Raw genomic sequence first — 16,271 nt, forward strand, 5'->3', positions numbered from 1 at the left:
CCCCGGACGCCGTCCCCCGCGCATCAGTACGCCCCCTGCCCGTGCAGCACCGCACGCAGCGTCTTCCACAAGATCACCGTGTCCAGGGCGAGCGACCAGTCCTCCACGTATCGCAGGTCCAGCCGGACCGCCTCCTCCCACGGCAGGTCACTGCGTCCGCTTATCTGCCACAGTCCGGTGAGCCCGGGCTTGACCAGCAGCCGCCGCCGGATGTCCGGGCCGTACGCCGCGGACTCCTCCGGCAGCGGAGGCCGCGGACCGACGAGCGACATCGATCCGGTGAGTACGTTGAAAAGCTGCGGGAGTTCGTCGAGCGAATACCGGCGCAGCACCGCCCCCACCCGGGTCACCCGCGGATCCCGGCGGAGCTTGAACAGCAGCCCCGCACCCTCGTTGCGGTAGGCCAGCGCGGCACGTGCCCGGTGGGCCCCGTCGACCATGGTGCGGAACTTGTAGATGGTGAACTCGCGGCCGTCCTTGCCGACCCTGCGCTGGCGGTAGAACGCCCCGCCCCGGCTGTCGGCCACCACGAGCAGTCCGACGAACAGCATCAGCGGCGCGAACAGCATCAGCAGGATCGCCGAGCCCATCCGGTCTACGACAGCTTTTATCGCCCGGCGCCCTCCGGTGAAGGTCGGCATGCTGACCCGCAGCAGCGGAATCCCGAGCACCGCGTCGACGTGCAGCCGCGGGCCGGCCACCTCCATCAGCACGGGGGCCACGACCATCTCGGCGTCGCTGCCCTCCAGATTCCAGGCCAGCCGCTGCAGCCGGTCCGGTGTCCAGTGCGGGTCCGGTGTGACCGCGACGACACGGTAGCCGTCGTGCTCGACGTACTTGGCGACGTCTGTCAGCCGGCCGACGACCGGTACTCCGTCCAGTTGGTCGCCGTCGAGCCCGCGACCGTCCGTCGTGCACACGCCGTCCACGCGCCATCCGAGGTGCGGGAACTTGCGGGTGCGGCTTATCAGGTCGCGCACGGTGTCGGGGCTACCGGCAGCGAGCACGGGTCTAAGACACCGCCCTTCGTTCCGCCGTTTGTGCAGTCCCAGGCGGAGCACATACCGCGCGGTCATGGTGATGAGCGCGATCGCGGGGATCGCGACGAAGATCCAGAGCTTGATGTTGCGCGAGGTCAGGGCGATCCCGCCGAGTGCCAGTACGACGGTCGCCGTGAACAGTGAGCGTCCGAGCCGGCGGAATTCCTCCGCGCCCTGGCCGAGCACGGCCGGAGCCCACGACCGGCTCACCGCAAGCGAACCCAGCACCAGCAGCTCGGTGCCGAAGGCGAGTATTCCCCACTTCTCGTGCCAGTTGGCCGCGTCCCGGGCCCCGAAGAAGTTGCCGATCGCCGCCACTACCAAGGCGGTGGCCACCGTGTCGCTGATGATCACGGTACGGCGGTACCGCTGCTCCCACTCGATCGCGGGCTGGCTGATCGCCCCGTTCGCCAGACGCCCGCGCGCCGACGGAAACGGGCTGACTAATCCCCCTTGCCGCACAGAACCCCCCAGGTTCCCAGTGGTTGGGCGTCCTTGCCCAACCCTGTCTCTCCCTCGGAAGGCGCCCCCGCCCCCCGCGCCGCGCTGTTCCTCCCCTCGGGAGGCCCCCGCCTCCCGCGCATGACGTACCGGCTGTTTGAGCGCTACTTGAACCCACCCTGGCGGCAGCGGACTGGCGTGTCCTGCCGGCCTGTCGAAGTGCGCGCGAACCCGTCGAACCTTTGAGTGCTCCCCGCACTCAAAGCCCCCTCACGAGCCCCAAAGAACGTGTCCGATCAGCTGAAGCACGGTCAATCTAGACCATCGGGGCCCAGTGTGTAGAGGGGATGTGTGTAATTTGTGTTCAAGCTTTGGTTCGGCATCCAAAGACCGGTAAAACCGCTATGGGCGGCTTCTCGCCACCGCGCGCTCCAGCAGCTCAACCGGCCCCCGTGTGCGGCCTCTGCGCGGCGGTCTGAGGCCCCGTCAACGGTGATGCCCGACCCCTTGTCGGTCAGGGGCGCGTGGCCGGAAATGACGTAGCAGGCCTCGGTGTCGGTCCGGGGCGACGACGAACCGGCCGCCCGGTTCGCGGCTCGGTCGAAGGGCGTCAAGTGGACTTCAGGGCAGGCGAGTTGGTGAAAATTCGGCTCGAACCGCTCGGCTGTGCTCGTGCCTTCGAACGGACGACGGCCGGTGGAATGCCGGGACCGCCGGATACCGCTCCCAGGACAACAGGGGCACCCTGACCGTGCGGGTGCGGGTGCGGGTGCGGGTGCGGGTGCGGGTGCGGGTGACGCACCCGAACTGAGCGCTGAGGAACGGCTGACACCCCCGCCGCGACACCACCCACCCTGCAAGGCCGCGCGCTCCTCGTGTCAACCGCGCCGCTCGCCGCCTGCCGGTGTCATGTCCTGTGTGCCGATGACCGACAGCAGCTCCAGCTGGGCGGCGCCCCGGGTGCCGGGTGGGGCGTCGAACCACAGCAGGCGCTGGCGGCCGTCCTCGCTGAACAGGCTGTGGCAGTCCAGCTCGATGACACCCACCGTGGGGTGCACGATGCGTTTGTGGTCGGCCCGGCGCACCGCCACGTCCCGGGTGTCCCACAGGGCGGTGAACTCCGCGCTGCTGCGCCGTAGTGCGGCCACCAGGCGGGCGACCTCGGCGTCGCGGCCCCGGCGGGCGGCGGCCGCACGGAGGTCGGCGACGAAGACCTCGGAGTGGTGCGGGTGGTCCTCGGGGGGATAGATGTCGCGGGACGCGGGGTCGGTGAACCAGCGGTGGACGAAGCCGGCCGCCGGGCCGCGCCTCGGTGGCGGTGGGCCGATGAGTGCGGTGGCCAGGTCGTTCTGCGCCAGCGTCTCGTGCAGGTCCGTGTTCACCAGGGCGGGCGTGGTGGTGAGCCGGTCGAGCAGGCTGAGCAGACCGGGTTCGACCAGGGCGGCCGGACCGCGGGCGGCCGACGGCACCCGCCGGTCGGCCAGATGGAACAGGTGGTCGCGCTCGTCACCGGTCAGCCGTAGCGCCCGGGCCAGGGCGGCCAGGGTCTGGTCGGAGGGCTGGACGCCGCTGCCGCGCTCCAACTCCGTGTAGTAGTCGGCGGACAGACCGGCCAGCTGCGCCACCTCCTCGCGCCGCAGGCCCGGCACACGACGCCTGGGCCCGGCGGTCAGTCCGACGTCGGACGGCCGGACGCGGGCGCGCCGGGACTTGAGGAACGCGGCGAGTTCGGGAAGGTCCATCCGCCCATCGTGACCCGGCTGCCCCTGACGGAACCAGGGGGTGGCACCCCCAGGGTCGGCACAGCCCTGGCAGACCGCGAGCCACTCCTCGACCTTGGTCTGTGCAACCCGTCGTCAGAAGGAGCACCCGGTCATGCCGTTCGCCAACTTCAAGGTCCCCGCCGGGACCCTCACCCCCGAGCAGAAGCAGCAGATCATCACCGCCGCCACCGAGCTGTACGTCGACATCTACGGCGAACGCGCCCGCGCCACCACCCTGGTGCTCGTCGAGGAGGTGCATGACGGCGGCTGGGGCATCGGCGGCGACGTCCTGACGCTCGCCAAACTCCTGCAGACACCGGGTAGTTGACGGGTGCCGGGGTGCATAGGCATCCGGTGTGACCCGCGACAGTGACCGGCCGGCCTGCCGGACCGGCCGACCTGCCGTCATCGAATCCGGCGTCGGGCAAGATGCCCCAGCAGCAACTCGGCGAGGCGTTCAGGTGTCCGCAGAGGCAGGTAGTGGTCGGCGTCGGGGATCACCTCTCCACGCGCGCCGGGGATGTCGGCGACGAGCCGTTTCGCGATCGCGCCGATCTCGGGGTGATCCCGGTCGCCGTGGATGACCAGCGTGGGCGCGGCGATGTCGCCCAGCTGGGCTTCGGCGTTGAGGTCCGGGGAGTACGCGAGGTACGACTCGCTCACGATGCGCCGGCGTGCGTTGTCCATCACCATCGCTTCGATCAGCTCTCCTCCAGGAGCCGTGCGGCCCATGGACGCCCAGACCGACAGCTCAAGTGCGGCCAGAGCGGCGGCGTCCCGCTCGCGACGAGCCGCGGCATAGGCCACCGACTGGGAGTCCTCCGGCCACAGATGACCGCTCACCGAGGCGCCGACCAAGCCCAGCGCGCCGACCCTGCCGGGATGCGCGAGGGCGAAATCCAGCGAGGTCTCCCCACCCATGCTCAAGCCGACCAACGCCGCCCGGCGCAGACCGAAGTGGTCGAGCACGGCCCGCAGATCCTCGACATCGCTGTACGGCCGCTCCGGAGCGGTGGAGCGGCCCAGGCCACGGGCGTCGTAGCGAATCACGTCATGGTGACGCGCCAACTCGGGGACGACGGCGTCCCACAGGCGGGAGTCCATGCCGGCGCCGTGCAGCAGCACCACCGGGCTGCCGGTTCCGCTGCGCTCGGCCCACAGGCTGCCGCCGCCGGGAGCGGGAAGAGGGCCTTCGTGTACGACGGGGACGGCCGGACAGGTGTGCGAACTCATGCCGCGATCATGTCAGAGCACCTGCCCGCAAGCCCCGTCGTTCATCGCTCCAGGAAGTGCCGGGGCGTCATGGCCGGATGCCGTCTGTTCACGGTTGTGTGAACGCCCATAGGCTCTGCGACCTCCGTGATCTGGGGGTCTCGTGAGGGGGGTCTCGTGAACGGTCTCCGTGCGGTCCTTGTCGGCCTTGTGATCGCGTGTGCCTCGGTGGTGTCTCCGGCCGCGGCGGTGACACCGGGCTGGTCGGCGCTACCGGTGCCGGCGGCGGCCCCGCCGGTGACCGTCTCCGATCTCGCCGCTCGCGGGCCGGGCGAGGCATGGGCGACCGGGTACGAGCAGGCCGCCGACGGACTGCGGCCGATGCTGTACCGGTGGGACGGGACGGCGTGGAGCCGGGACACGGCCTTTCCCGGCGCCGGTGAGGTCGGCTGGCTCGGCAAGGTCCAGTTCGTCGGCGAGGAGGTGTGGATCTTCCACAACCGCGCGGGGGCGGGGGAGATCCTGCGCCGGTCGGCGGGCGGATGGAGCGCCGTTCCGCTGCCGCAGACCCTTTGGAGCTACCAGGACTTCACCGCCGTACCGGGTGCCGCGTGGGTGGTCGGGGAGGACGACACCGGACTCAAGGTGTTGCACTACGACGGCTCCGGCTGGACCACCCAGTCCACCCCGGACGGCGTGCTGTTCCTGATGGGCATCACCGCGCGCACGGCCACAGATGCCTGGGCCTGGGCGGACACCAGCACCGGGACCACCGTCCTGCGCTGGGACGGCAAGGCGTGGCGGGACGCGAACGTGCCGCTGCCGCCGAACAGCAACGTGCACACGATCCTGCTCGAACCGTCCGGCCGCGTCACGATCGGCGGCAGCCAGTACACCGACGGCGTGGCCCGCACCTACCTCATGACCTGGAACGGGCACGGGACTTGGCGCACCACCCACCCGCCACTCGGTGACACCTACACCGAGGCCATGGTGCGCGGCCCGGACGGCGCGCTGTGGCTGCCGGTGCGCAGCGACCGCGCGTTCCAGTCGAAGTACGCACGGGTGGACGGCTCCCGCACCACCTTCTCCCACGGCCCGGAGCACACGAACGCGATCGACGTCAAACCGCGTGCACTGGCGAGGGCCGGGTCCGCACTGCTGTCCTTCGGGACCGTCGAGATCTACGGCTCGAAACCGAACCTGATGAGCGAACGGCTAGGAGGCTGACCATGGTGCGCAGACTTCTCGTCGCGGCCCTCGCCGTCGCCATGGCCATCGTGACGATCATGAGCTCGGCCGCGGCGGAAACCCTGTCCTGGCAACACGTTCCGGTCCCGGCACAGGTACGCCCCCAGGCCGGGCTGAACGAGGCGGTGGCGCTCGGGCCGGACCGGGCGTGGGCGGTGGGTGCCGATGCCGTCGGCCGCGAGGCGCCGGGCTTCCCGCTGGTGCTGCGCTGGACCGGAACCGTGTGGCAGCGCCAGAGTCTGCCCGGGATCGGCTGGCAGGGAGAACTGCTGTCCGTCGCCGCGACCTCACCGACCGCGGTCTGGGCGGTCGGCCGCGACTCGGCGGGCGGCGCCCATCTGCTCCGCTTCGACGGCAAGGCATGGTCCGAGAGCCCGCCGCCGCGCGGTGTCGTGCTGACCAAGGTCGTCGCCGGAGGCGGTGAGACCTGGCTGATCGGTTCGCGGGACGGCACACAGGTGTTGCTGCGCCGGGACGGACATGGCTGGCAGGACGTGCCGGCGCCGCCGGGAGCCGTGTACGGCCTGCACGTCCTGGCGGCCGACGACGTCTGGGCCGCGGGCGCCACCGGCTCGGGTGCGGCCGTGTCGCACTGGAACGGGCAGGCGTGGCAGCAGACGATCGTGGACGGGTTCCCGCGGTCGGCCGTGGGCAGTGTGCTGGCGGTCTCGCCGACGGAGGTGTGGGCGGGCGGCACGGCCGGGTTCATCGGGGGCCCGCCGGGCCGGCCGATTCCGCCACTGCTGGTCCGCTGGGACGGGCAGGCGTGGAACCGGGTGACCGTGCCCACCGACTTCGGCTCGATCAGCTCACTGACGCCCGGCACGTCCGGCGCGCTGGCCTGGGTCGCGGTGGCCGGCTCGCAGAAGTGGGGTCCGCCGGGGAGCTCTCCGCCGCTTGTCCCCGGGCCGGATTTCCTTGCCTGGAACGGACAGTCGTTCACCGAGTACAGCGAACCGGCGGTGGCCGGGGAGGGCGACTCCCGGATGCTGCGGCTGGCGCCGGTACCGGGCACGGCGACGGTGTGGTCGGTCGGCCGCGCCGACGGCCCCGAGGGCACCTTCGCACCCCGCATCCTGCGGTTCGGCTGAGTACCCCAGCGCCGCCGCACGGCTTGTTCCTGTCACAAGCCGAACAGGTTCGCCGCGTTGTCGTGGCACACGGCCCGCAGCCACTCCTGCCCCAGTCCCAGCCGCTCCAGGGCGTGCAGCTGGTGCAGGTAGGGGTAGGGGATGTTGGGGAAGTCGGAGCCGAGAAGGATGCGGTCACCGAGGTCGGCAAGGCGAGGCAGGTCCCGGCGGGGGAACGGCATGAACCCTTCGGTGAAGTCGGTGAACGCCATCGTCGTGTCGAGGCGTACCTCGTCGTACCGCTCCGCGAGATCGAGGAACTCCGCGTACTCCGGCATGCCCATGTGCGCGACGATCAGCCGCAGTCCCGGATGGCGTGCCAGCACCCTCACGATGGGCTCGGGACCGGTGTGCTTGCCGGGCGCGGGCCCGGAGCCGCAGTGCATCACCACGGGGATCCCGGCCTCGGCCAGCAGCCCCCATGCCCGCTGGAGCTGCCCGTCGGCCGGGTCGTAGTCTCCCACCTGCACATGGGCCTTGAACACGCGCGCCCCTGCTTCGACGGCCTCGCGGACGTAACTCTCGACGTCCGGCTCGGGGTGGAGCGTGGCGGTGTGCAGACAGTCGGGGGTGCGGCGGGCGAAGTCGGCCGCCCATGCGTTCAGCCACCTGGCCATGCCGGGCTTGTGGGGGTAGAGCATCGAGGTGAAGGCCCTCACCCCGAACTCCCGCAGCAGAGCCGTCCGCTCCGCCTCCTCCTCCCGGTAGGTGATCGGCCACGTCAGACCGCCGATCAGCGGCCCGTTGGTGTCGAAGTACTTCCAGACCTTGTGCAGGACACGCTCGGGCATGAAGTGCGTGTGGACATCGATCACCCCGGGAAGACCCAGCCCACCCCAGAAACGACGTATCTCACGGGCCTCCTCGCCGAAGTCCGCGTGGGGGAACCCCACCTGGCACCACCTCTCGTCCGCCCGCGCCGGGGACCTGCCTGTTCAGGTGCGTAGGCTACGGCTACTTCGCCTCTGGACGTGCTCCATGCTGTGCGGAAGCGAAGCCGGTCGTGCATCAGGGGTGGTCTCAGCGGGCTCAGCGGTCAACCGCCGGAATCCGGTCGAGGCCGGTCTCGCGCATGATGCGCTGCACGGTCTCGCCCAAGGTACTGTCGGCGTCGATGACGGTCTCGATCCCGCCCGGCAGCAGGTCCCGCTCGCGATACCAGTCCCGCAGATGCCGGTCGGTCACCTGGGCCAGGTACGCCGGATCGGGCTTCGTCGCATGCCGAACCAGCGTTTCCTGAAGCGGCACGTCCAGGTAGTAGCAGCGAGAGGTGCCCCGGTGGTCGCGGACGAGATCCTCCAGCATGGCGGCGTAACGGTCGGCGTACAGGATTCCCTCGACGACCGTGTGGAATCCGGCGTCCAGTGCGTAGCGAGCTGTCATGCCGATCAAGCCGATGTTGGCCGCGCCGGGCCGGTCACGCTCCCGTAGTACGACGCGGCGCAGGTTGTCCTGGCCGATCAGGGCCAGGTTGCGGCCGAACCGCTCGCGCAGGCCCGCCGCGATGGACGACTTCCCGGAGGCGCTGTTGCCGCGCACGACGATCAGCCGGGTCTCCTCGGTTCCCACCATCACGACGGGCACGATAGTGGCGGCCGCTGACACACATGCGCGCCCTGGGGTCCGCTGATGGGGTCCGCCGGCCTCTTGGCCCGGGACCTGACGGGCGGTGAACTGCTCGCGGACTTTCGAGAGGCCGCCTGCCGGGCCTTCCCGGAGGGCCCGGCAGGCGGGCGCCCGTGTGGCGCCCCGGAGTTCAGGTGCGGGGCGTCGTTTCGTCGGTCACGGTCCAGCGCTGGTTGGCGTTCGACGTCGGCGTCCAGGTGGTCACCCTTGAGCCGTCCGCCGTGGCGTGGCCGGCGACATCGAGCAGTCGGCCGGTGGCGGCGTTGATGAACGTCCAGGTGCCGTCACCTGTCGTCGACATGAGCCACTGAGCCTCTGGGCCGGCCGGCATGGAGTCCGCGTCCTCCAGTACTGCTCCGCCGTCCCGCACCGCTAGCCGCGTGCCTGTCCCGGAGTTGACGAGGGCGTAGCGCTCACGGTTGCTGTTGCCGTGGGTCAGTTTTCGTACGGACCACAGCTGGGCGTCGGTGATGGTGTCGGCGGTGCGGATGACGACCCCGGTGGTGTCGTCGTTCGGGGTCAGTGACTTGCCGCTCTGCACGCCCTGCAGTCGGTAGACGTGGCCGGGCTGGACGAGCGCGGCATCTCGGGCGCTCCCGCCGACGCCGGAGAGACGGAACGTCGTGACCGACTTGGCGGGGACGGTGAGTGCGGCGGAACGGCCGGTCACGCGCACCGGTTCGCCCTGGACGAGCGCACCGTCGACGCTGGTCACCACCGGCGTGACGGAGGCCCAGGGGGCGACGTACCCGAAGCGGGAGAGGTCCAGGGTCACCGTCCGTGCCGTGGTGCCGTCGTTGACGTGCACCACCGTGGCGCCGGTGCCGGACTTTTTGACGGCCGCGACGCTGGAGGCGTCGTCGGTCTTGACGAAGCGGTCCCCGGGGCGGATGTAGTGGGTGAAGTTCCGGATGGTGTGGAACTTGCTGTTGGCCTTGATCGGGCAGGTCTCCAGCGTGTCGGCGGCCGTGCAGTTGAACGGGATGTGGATGCTGCCCCAGTTCTTGCCGGCGGCCGCCTGGGGAACGGCGTCCTCGACGGGCTGCCAGAACACCCATGCCGAGGGCTCCAGTTCGCGCAGGTCGCCGACCATGCGGTTGGCGATCCCCAGGCCGGGCTCCATGCCCGTGAAGTCGGTGCCCGTGCCCCAGGTGCCCTCGACCTCGCTCATCCACAGCTTCTTGCCCGCGCCCTTGGCACCGTCACGGGCGCTGGTGCGCATGGCCGTGCCGTACGTGTGCACGTTGAGCTGGTCCACGGCGGCCCGAGCCGTCGCGTCGTAGGCGTTCCAGTTGTCCGTGAAGATCTTCGGGTTGGTCTCGTCCATCGCGGAGATCGTGGCCCGTGTCCTGGCTACGCCGAGGGCGCGTCCCAGGGCCAGGACCACCTTCTGCTGGAGTTCGGGGCCGGCGTGCGCACCCTCCTGGCGTCCGCCGGTCGGCTGCCCGTCGGTGCCCAACTGGGTACCCCAGTAAGGCGTGTTGGGCTCGTTGAGCGGGGCTATGGTGTCGAACCTGATGTGGTGCTCCTTCTCCAGGCGGTCGGTCACCTTCACCAGATACGTCGCGAAGTCGTCGACGCGGTCGGCACGGATCTGGTCCTTGCTCGCGTCGAAGCCTCCGGAGACGTATCCGCTGACCGTCTGGAACCAGGGCGGCGAGTTGCTGAACGCCTCCCAGCGGGTCACCTTGCTCTTGATCTGGTCGATCCACCAGCGCTGGTTGGCGTCGGCGGCCCAGTTCCAGTGGTCCGGGTTCTCGGGGTCCCACCAGTCCGTGTCCTCGCGGGTGGTTCCCTCGGGGGCCTTCCAGAAGCCCTCCATGGTGGCGCCGACCTTCATGTAGTCCTTGCGGACGTCGGGGGCGTTGCCGCCGCCGATGTTGTAGCGCGCGATGTTCAGGCGCAGGCCGTCACGGCCGAAGAGCATGTCCACGAGCTGCTTGCGGATCGGGTCCGGGTAGCCGCCGGTGACGTTGGCGAACCAGACCAGGCTCGTGCCCCATCCCTCGAACTCCCGCTGCTGGTACGAGGGATCGATGCGCACCGTGACCGTGCCGGTCGGGTCGGCCGCGGTGGCCGCGGGCATGGCGACCAGCCCCGCGCCGAGCGCCAGGGGGAGGGTGAGCGCCAAGGCGCGGACTGTGCGACGTCTGCTGGGCATGACCATCCGCTCAAACAAAAGCGTGCAGAACCGATCGGACTGTAGGGATGCTGGACGACAGTTCTGAACACGTCAAGACATCACGCCTCCGGCGAGGGCGGGGGAACACGTTCCGGCCGCCCCGTGCTACGGCGCACGCGACGGCCGGAACGCATCTGCCGGACCTCGTGAGGTGCAGGGTTACGACAGCGGCTTGGTGCAGGCCGTCGTGGTGCCCTCGCTGATGCAGGCCCGTACCTGCTGTCCGGTCGTCGCCTTCATCTCGGTGGTCGCCACCTTGCTGTAGGTGCCGTCGGGCTGCCGGTCCTCCAGCCACACCGTGGCGCCCGTGGCGGTCGAGTGCGCCCACGCGTAGTAGTCGGTCACCGACCAGTTCGGCTTGCCGCCTCGCAGCGTGACCTTCTTGCCGCTCGGGAGGGCGGCCGTGGCCCAGTCCGTCGCGGGGGAGGACCACTTCGTCACCGAGCCGGGGAGGATGCCGTCACACGCCGAACCCGGCGTGCAGGGGCCGACCGTGCCCTCCACGTCGGTCTGGCTCATGTTGTTGCCCTGGCGGGTGGCGAACGACCAGTTCTTGCCGTCCACGACAAGTCCGGCGATCTTCTTGGCGGACAGCGGGTCGAGGGCGAACATCTTGGTCTTCCCGGAGGCCGTCAGTCGCGCGCCGGGGATGGCCTCCGGACGCTTCTCGCGTGAGTCGGAGCCGCCGGCGGCGTGGGTCATCAGCGTGGCGGACACGCCCGTGGCGCCGGGCGGGAGTTCGGCCTCGCCCCAGTAGTAGAGGTGGTACGGGTCCCAGGCCGGGCGTCCCTCGTAGATCTTCAGCCGGCCGCCCAGGTAGATGTTCGCGTCTTCCAGCAGGCTCGGCTCGTAGTTCGGCATCCATTCCGTGACGGACGCCGGGTCGATCCCCTCGCACGGCAGCTGCGCGCAGGGGGCCTGCGTGGGGGCCGTGGCGGTGGCGTCCGCGTCGTCGGTGCAGGCGGTGCCGGAGCTGTCACGGACGCAGGCGCGCAGCGTGGGAAGCCAGGAGTAGGCCCGGGTGCTGCCGGATGTGGTGCGCGAGGCGCCCGCCGGCGTGAACTCGGTCCACACCTCGCCCCAGCGGCCGGTGCCCTGCCAGTTCTCCAGCCAGATCCTGCCGCCTCCGGGAAGTGCTCCCTCGGCCCAGTTCAGGTAACTGCCCTGCTTCAGGCGGCCCTCGGCGTGCTGCACCCAGGCGCCGGACGGCAGTTGCACACGGCGGTAGTCGGGGCGCGAGACGTAGTCCCAGGCGTCCTTGGCGATCGTGGTGGGGTCGGCGTCCGAGCACCAGCCCTCGCACGGCCCGGCGGGCTTCAGCTCGGAGTAGGAGGCGTTGACGCACGCCGTCTGGGTGCCGTCCGTGAGGCAGGCGCCGTTGGCGTAGACGACTCCGTATCTGCTCGTCTCGTGCAGGAACATGCCCGTGGTGCCGCTGGTGTCCCGGTAGGAGCGGGGGTGGGCGAGCGGCGTGATGATGTTGATGCCGTCGCCCTCGTTCTGCTCCGTCCGCAGCCAGACCCGGCCCTTACCGGGAAGGGTCGCCTCGGCCCAGGAGTACACCTGCTGGGCCGGGTCCCAGGCGGGCTTGCCGGTGTAGAACCTGATCCGCGCCCCGGAGGCCAGCACGGCCTCCTTCCTCAGCTGAGGAGCCCCACCCGAGTGCCACTCGGTGACGGCGCCGGGGTCGGACCCCTGGCACGGCAGTTCCGTACACGGCGCCACGGGCGCCGCCGCAGCAGCCGTAGCCGTAGCTGTGGCTGTAGCCGCTGCCGACGGTGGCGCCGTCAGCAGAGCGGAAGCCACCGCCGCCACGGCGAGCGGAATCACCTGTCCCCATAACCTGCGTAGCCCGCGTAATCTGCGTGATCTGCGTGTATCCACGCCCTCCGCACCTCTTTCCCCTGTGCGCTCATTGATGTCATGCATGTCATGACAGTGGGAATCCAATCCCCGCGCCCTCTCCCACGCCTCTCCCCGGCGTCTTCCGCGCGGGCGGTGCCCAGGCTGCTTAGGCGATCCACTGGGGGACGGGCGGCTGAACCCGCGGAGCGCACCGGTCTTCTCCCGACTCATTGACAGGTCCGTACCAAGGCGGAACGCTTGAGAGCGCTCTCAGGACTTCCTGGATCGACCCTCGTCGAACGGAGACAGAGCATGTTACGGACACTCAGACGCCGGGCCCGGGCGGCCGGGTTGGCCCTCGCCACGGTTCTCGCCGGCTCACTGCTCGTGGCCGGAGCGGAGACGTCGGCCCACGCCGTCCCGGCGACGATCCCTCTGAAGATCACCAACAACTCGGCCCGCGGCGAGCAGGTGTACATCTACAACCTCGGCACCGAGCTGTCGACCGGGCGGCAGGGCTGGGCCGACGCCGGCGGTGCGTTCCACCCCTGGCCGGCGGGCGGCAATCCGCCGACTCCGGCGCCCGACGCGTCGATACCGGGACCGGCGGCGGGGCAGTCGGCGACCATCCGCATACCGAAGTTCTCCGGCCGCGTGTACTTCTCGTACGGCCGGAAGCTGGTGTTCAAGCTCACCACCGGCGGCCTGGTCCAGCCCGCCGTGCAGAATCCGACCGACCCCAACAGGGACATCCTGTTCCACTGGTCGGAGTACACACTCAACGACTCGGGCCTGTGGATCAACAGCACACAGGTCGACATGTTCTCGGCGCCCTACTCGGTCGGGGTGCAGCGGGCGGACGGCAGCACCGCGAGCACCGGCCGGCTCAAGTCCGGTGGATACAACGGCTTCTTCAACTCCCTCCGGGGGCAGCCCGGAGGCTGGGCCAACCTGATCCAGACCCGATCCGACGGCACCGTGCTGCGTGCCCTGTCGCCGTTGTACGGACTGGAGACCGGTGCACTGCCCGCCGCGGTCATGGACGACTACATCAACCGCGTCTGGCAGAAGTACGCCACCTCGACGCTGACGGTCACGCCGTTCGCCGACCAGCCCGTCACCAAGTACTACGGCCGGGTCTCCGGCGGCGTCATGCGCTTCACCAACAGTGCCGGCGCCGTCGTCACCAGCTTCGAGAAGCCGGACGCCTCCTCGGTCTTCGGCTGCCACAGGAAGCTCGACGCACCGAACGACCTGGTACGCGGCCCGATCTCGCGCACATTGTGTGCCGGGTTCAACCGCTCCACGCTGCTGGTCAACCCCAATCAGCCGGACTCCAACGCCGACGCCTTCTACAAGGACGCCGTCACCAACCACTACGCCCGCAAGATCCACGAGCGGATGGCCGACGGGAAGGCGTACGCGTTCGCCTTCGATGACGTGGGCCATCACGAGTCGCTCGTGCACGACGGCAACCCGCTCCAGGCCTACCTCACACTCGACCCGTTCAACTGATCACCTGTCAGAGACGATGAAGGGGCTGGTGCCGCACTCTCGCCGCGTAACCGGCGAGAGTGCACGGGGCGGCGGTCAGCCGAGTTTGAGGAGACCGGTCTCGATGACGGCGTGGCCGAACGGGGTCGCGAGTTCGGCGAGGCGCTCGCAACCGGCGTCGCCCAGAGCGGCGTAGGCGGGCAGGGCCAGGCGGTTGGTGCGGTCCTCGATGTGCCCGCGCAGGGTCGCGCCCTCCGCGCTGAGGGAGTCGCCGTCGAGGAGGCCTCGCTTGCGCAGCCGCTCCTCGGCGTCGGCCCACTCCTCCTCCGGCCATGCGCGGCTGGCCTTGAGGAAGTCGACGGGAACCTCACCGGTGGCGGCGTGCAGAACCAGCGCGTCCAAGCCCCCGACGCCCTCGCTCAGCAGACACGCCACGTGCCCGTCCCCTCGGAACTCCCGCAGCAGCGTCTGGGCGTGCCACAGCTGCAGTACCGGCTCCTCGGGCCAGGCCAGCGCGGCATGGGCGGCGAACAGCGGGCGGCCCTGCGTGTGTTCGCGGGCCGCCTCGGCCGCTCGGCGGACCAACGCCAGGACCTCGGCCAAGTCGGGCAACTCGTGGATTCCCGCTCGCCGCAGCGCTTCGCCCGCCGCGGCGTACCGCGCGTCCAGCACCTGCTGCGGCGTCGCCGTGTCCCAGGCCTCGTCGACCGCCTGTCGCACCAGTTCGGGGTGGAAGTTGTAGAAGGTCGCGGTGACCAGCTCGGCGGACGCCTGGCCGAACGCGGCACTGCGGGAGGCGAAGTACCCGGCGCGTCGGCTCAGTCCGAGGTCCGCGTACCGTCGCCTCGCCTCGGGGACGAAGTAGATCATGCCGTGTACGGGTTCGAGGCGGCGCCAGGCGGCACGCGCTGAGTTCATGGGGCACTCCTCCGAGGAGTCGACGAGGGGGTTTTCGCTGTGGCTCAGTGCTGGTCGTGCGTGCGCAGATGGCCGAGCAGCAGGCGGCTCAGTGTTTCGGGCGCCTCTTCGGGGACCCAGTGGCTGACGCCCTGGAGGGTCTCGAACCGGTACGGCCCCTTGACCCACCGCCCGGTCTCCTGGGCCGCCGCCTGGCCGAACGCGCTGTCCTTTGTGCTCCAGACGTACAGCGTGGGTACGTCGATGACGCCGATCGTGCCGTCGGGGCGGCCGGCGCGGTACCAGTTCAACGCGGCGGTGAGAGCGCCTGGTCGGGACAGGTGCCGTACATAGGTGTCGACGTGGTCCGGCGGGACCTTTCCGGCGTAGAGGGTGCGAAGCTCGCGGGCGTTGTCGGCCAGCATGCGTTCTTCGGTCGTCGGCGTTTCGCGCCAGTCGATCATGTACTGCGAACGGTGGCGCTGGTCCTGGTCGGTGCGCAGGGTGGTGGCCAGAGCGCCGGGGTGCGGGGTCGAGACAACCGTCAGGGTGCGTAGGCGCCTCGGGTGGGCGTCGGCGGTCCACCAGGCCACCGCGCCACCCCAGTCGTGGCCCACCAGGTCGAACGCCGCCCAGCCCAGTTCCTCCGTGATCGCGACGACGTCGTCGACGAGATGGCTCATGCGGTAGTCCTCCGGCCGCTGCGGGCGGGCCCCGGGGGAGTAGCCACGCTGGTCGGGAGCCACCACGCGGTAGCCGTGCTCGGCCAACGTCGCGATCTGCCGTTGCCACACCAGCCCCGTCTGCGGGAAGCCGTGCAACAACAGCACCGGGCGGCCTTCGGGCGGACCCGCCGCGATCGCGTCGAACACGCCCGCACGTGTGGAGATGCTCAGGTCGACCACGACCCACCCTTTCATACCGACTGGTCGGTAAGCCTTCAGGTCGGGGGAGCGGACTGTCAAGGGTGCACGCTCGGGCATGATTGAACCTGACGCCGGATTCAACTATACCCGAGAGGCCGGTCCCGGCGCCCGGGTCCCGGACGAACCGGACCAACAGGAAGCAGTGAGGCGACATGAGGGAAGCAGTCATCGTTTCGACGGCGCGGACGCCGATCGACCAGCACGTCACCGGGCATCGCCTGCCCTTGGAGGATCATGACTCCGGCGTCGGATTCAAGTAAAGTCCCGGGGATGGACACCACCGCGCCCGAGGAGACCGACGGTGAGAAGCCGCCGCCCGTGGCGCCCTTCTCGCAGCTTCGTGAGCCGCCGCCGACGCAGCGCGGGGTACGGACACGGGCCGCTCTGGTGAAGGCCGCGCGGAAGGTGTTCGAGCGGGACGGGTACCTCGACACCCGCCTGACCGACATCACCAAAGAGGCTCG

At 70.1% G+C, this 16,271-nt stretch carries 13 protein-coding genes and 1 pseudogene; 5 read left to right on the top strand and 9 right to left on the bottom strand.

The window, feature by feature from the left end:
• Window positions 1-23: 23 nt before the first annotated feature.
• On the bottom strand, window positions 24-1,502 hold the full coding sequence (locus ACFWYS_RS07525; RefSeq protein ID WP_384764655.1) for a sugar transferase: 1,479 nt from the start codon (window positions 1,500-1,502) through the stop codon (window positions 24-26).
• An 857-nt stretch (window positions 1,503-2,359) separates the two neighbouring features.
• Window positions 2,360-3,223, bottom strand: a complete 864-nt coding sequence (locus ACFWYS_RS07530) for a helix-turn-helix transcriptional regulator (protein WP_384764657.1) — start codon at window positions 3,221-3,223, stop codon at window positions 2,360-2,362.
• A gap of 133 nt (window positions 3,224-3,356) precedes the next feature.
• Between ACFWYS_RS07530 and ACFWYS_RS07535 the strand changes: the two genes are divergently transcribed.
• Window positions 3,357-3,572 (top strand): 4-oxalocrotonate tautomerase family protein, encoded by a 216-nt coding sequence (locus ACFWYS_RS07535; protein WP_384764659.1) that lies wholly within the window; start codon window positions 3,357-3,359, stop codon window positions 3,570-3,572.
• Window positions 3,573-3,649: 77 nt separating this feature from the next.
• Here the strand turns inward: ACFWYS_RS07535 and ACFWYS_RS07540 are convergent, their stop codons facing one another.
• Entirely contained in the window at window positions 3,650-4,477 is an 828-nt protein-coding gene (locus tag ACFWYS_RS07540) for an alpha/beta fold hydrolase (RefSeq protein ID WP_384764661.1), read from the bottom strand.
• 156 nt (window positions 4,478-4,633) lie between these two features.
• Between ACFWYS_RS07540 and ACFWYS_RS07545 the strand changes: the two genes are divergently transcribed.
• On the top strand, window positions 4,634-5,686 hold the full coding sequence (locus tag ACFWYS_RS07545; RefSeq protein ID WP_384764663.1) for a hypothetical protein: 1,053 nt from the start codon (window positions 4,634-4,636) through the stop codon (window positions 5,684-5,686).
• 2 nt (window positions 5,687-5,688) lie between these two features.
• Complete coding sequence (locus tag ACFWYS_RS07550) at window positions 5,689-6,798, top strand: hypothetical protein (protein WP_384764664.1); 1,110 nt, start codon at window positions 5,689-5,691, stop codon at window positions 6,796-6,798.
• A 32-nt stretch (window positions 6,799-6,830) separates the two neighbouring features.
• On the opposite strand, the gene ACFWYS_RS07555 is transcribed toward ACFWYS_RS07550, so the two are convergent.
• From ACFWYS_RS07555 to ACFWYS_RS07570, 4 genes are all read right to left on the bottom strand, one after another.
• Window positions 6,831-7,730, bottom strand: a complete 900-nt coding sequence (locus ACFWYS_RS07555) for an amidohydrolase family protein (RefSeq protein WP_384764666.1) — start codon at window positions 7,728-7,730, stop codon at window positions 6,831-6,833.
• 136 nt (window positions 7,731-7,866) lie between these two features.
• On the bottom strand, window positions 7,867-8,409 hold the full coding sequence (locus ACFWYS_RS07560; protein WP_384764695.1) for an AAA family ATPase: 543 nt from the start codon (window positions 8,407-8,409) through the stop codon (window positions 7,867-7,869).
• Between the two features lie 184 nt (window positions 8,410-8,593).
• Window positions 8,594-10,624: an RICIN domain-containing protein gene (locus tag ACFWYS_RS07565; protein WP_384764668.1), complete on the bottom strand. Its 2,031-nt coding sequence runs from the start codon at window positions 10,622-10,624 to the stop codon at window positions 8,594-8,596.
• 180 nt (window positions 10,625-10,804) lie between these two features.
• Window positions 10,805-12,274, bottom strand: a complete 1,470-nt coding sequence (locus ACFWYS_RS07570) for a hypothetical protein (RefSeq protein WP_384764670.1) — start codon at window positions 12,272-12,274, stop codon at window positions 10,805-10,807.
• Window positions 12,275-12,802: 528 nt separating this feature from the next.
• Between ACFWYS_RS07570 and ACFWYS_RS07575 the strand changes: the two genes are divergently transcribed.
• On the top strand, window positions 12,803-14,005 hold the full coding sequence (locus ACFWYS_RS07575) for a glycoside hydrolase family 64 protein (protein ID WP_384764672.1): 1,203 nt from the start codon (window positions 12,803-12,805) through the stop codon (window positions 14,003-14,005).
• A 75-nt stretch (window positions 14,006-14,080) separates the two neighbouring features.
• Here ACFWYS_RS07575 and ACFWYS_RS07580 read toward each other — a convergent pair whose 3' ends face one another.
• Both ACFWYS_RS07580 and ACFWYS_RS07585 read right to left on the bottom strand, forming a co-directional pair.
• Window positions 14,081-14,902 (bottom strand): hypothetical protein, encoded by an 822-nt coding sequence (locus tag ACFWYS_RS07580; RefSeq protein ID WP_384764674.1) that lies wholly within the window; start codon window positions 14,900-14,902, stop codon window positions 14,081-14,083.
• A gap of 44 nt (window positions 14,903-14,946) precedes the next feature.
• Window positions 14,947-15,786, bottom strand: a complete 840-nt coding sequence (locus ACFWYS_RS07585; protein ID WP_384764676.1) for an alpha/beta fold hydrolase — start codon at window positions 15,784-15,786, stop codon at window positions 14,947-14,949.
• A 291-nt stretch (window positions 15,787-16,077) separates the two neighbouring features.
• On the opposite strand from ACFWYS_RS07585, the pseudogene ACFWYS_RS07590 reads away from it, so the two are divergent.
• Window positions 16,078-16,271: pseudogene (locus ACFWYS_RS07590) on the top strand (TetR/AcrR family transcriptional regulator); the annotation flags it as partial.

The organism is Streptomyces sp. NPDC059010 (assembly GCF_042740355.1).
Classification (GTDB): domain Bacteria; phylum Actinomycetota; class Actinomycetes; order Streptomycetales; family Streptomycetaceae; genus Streptomyces.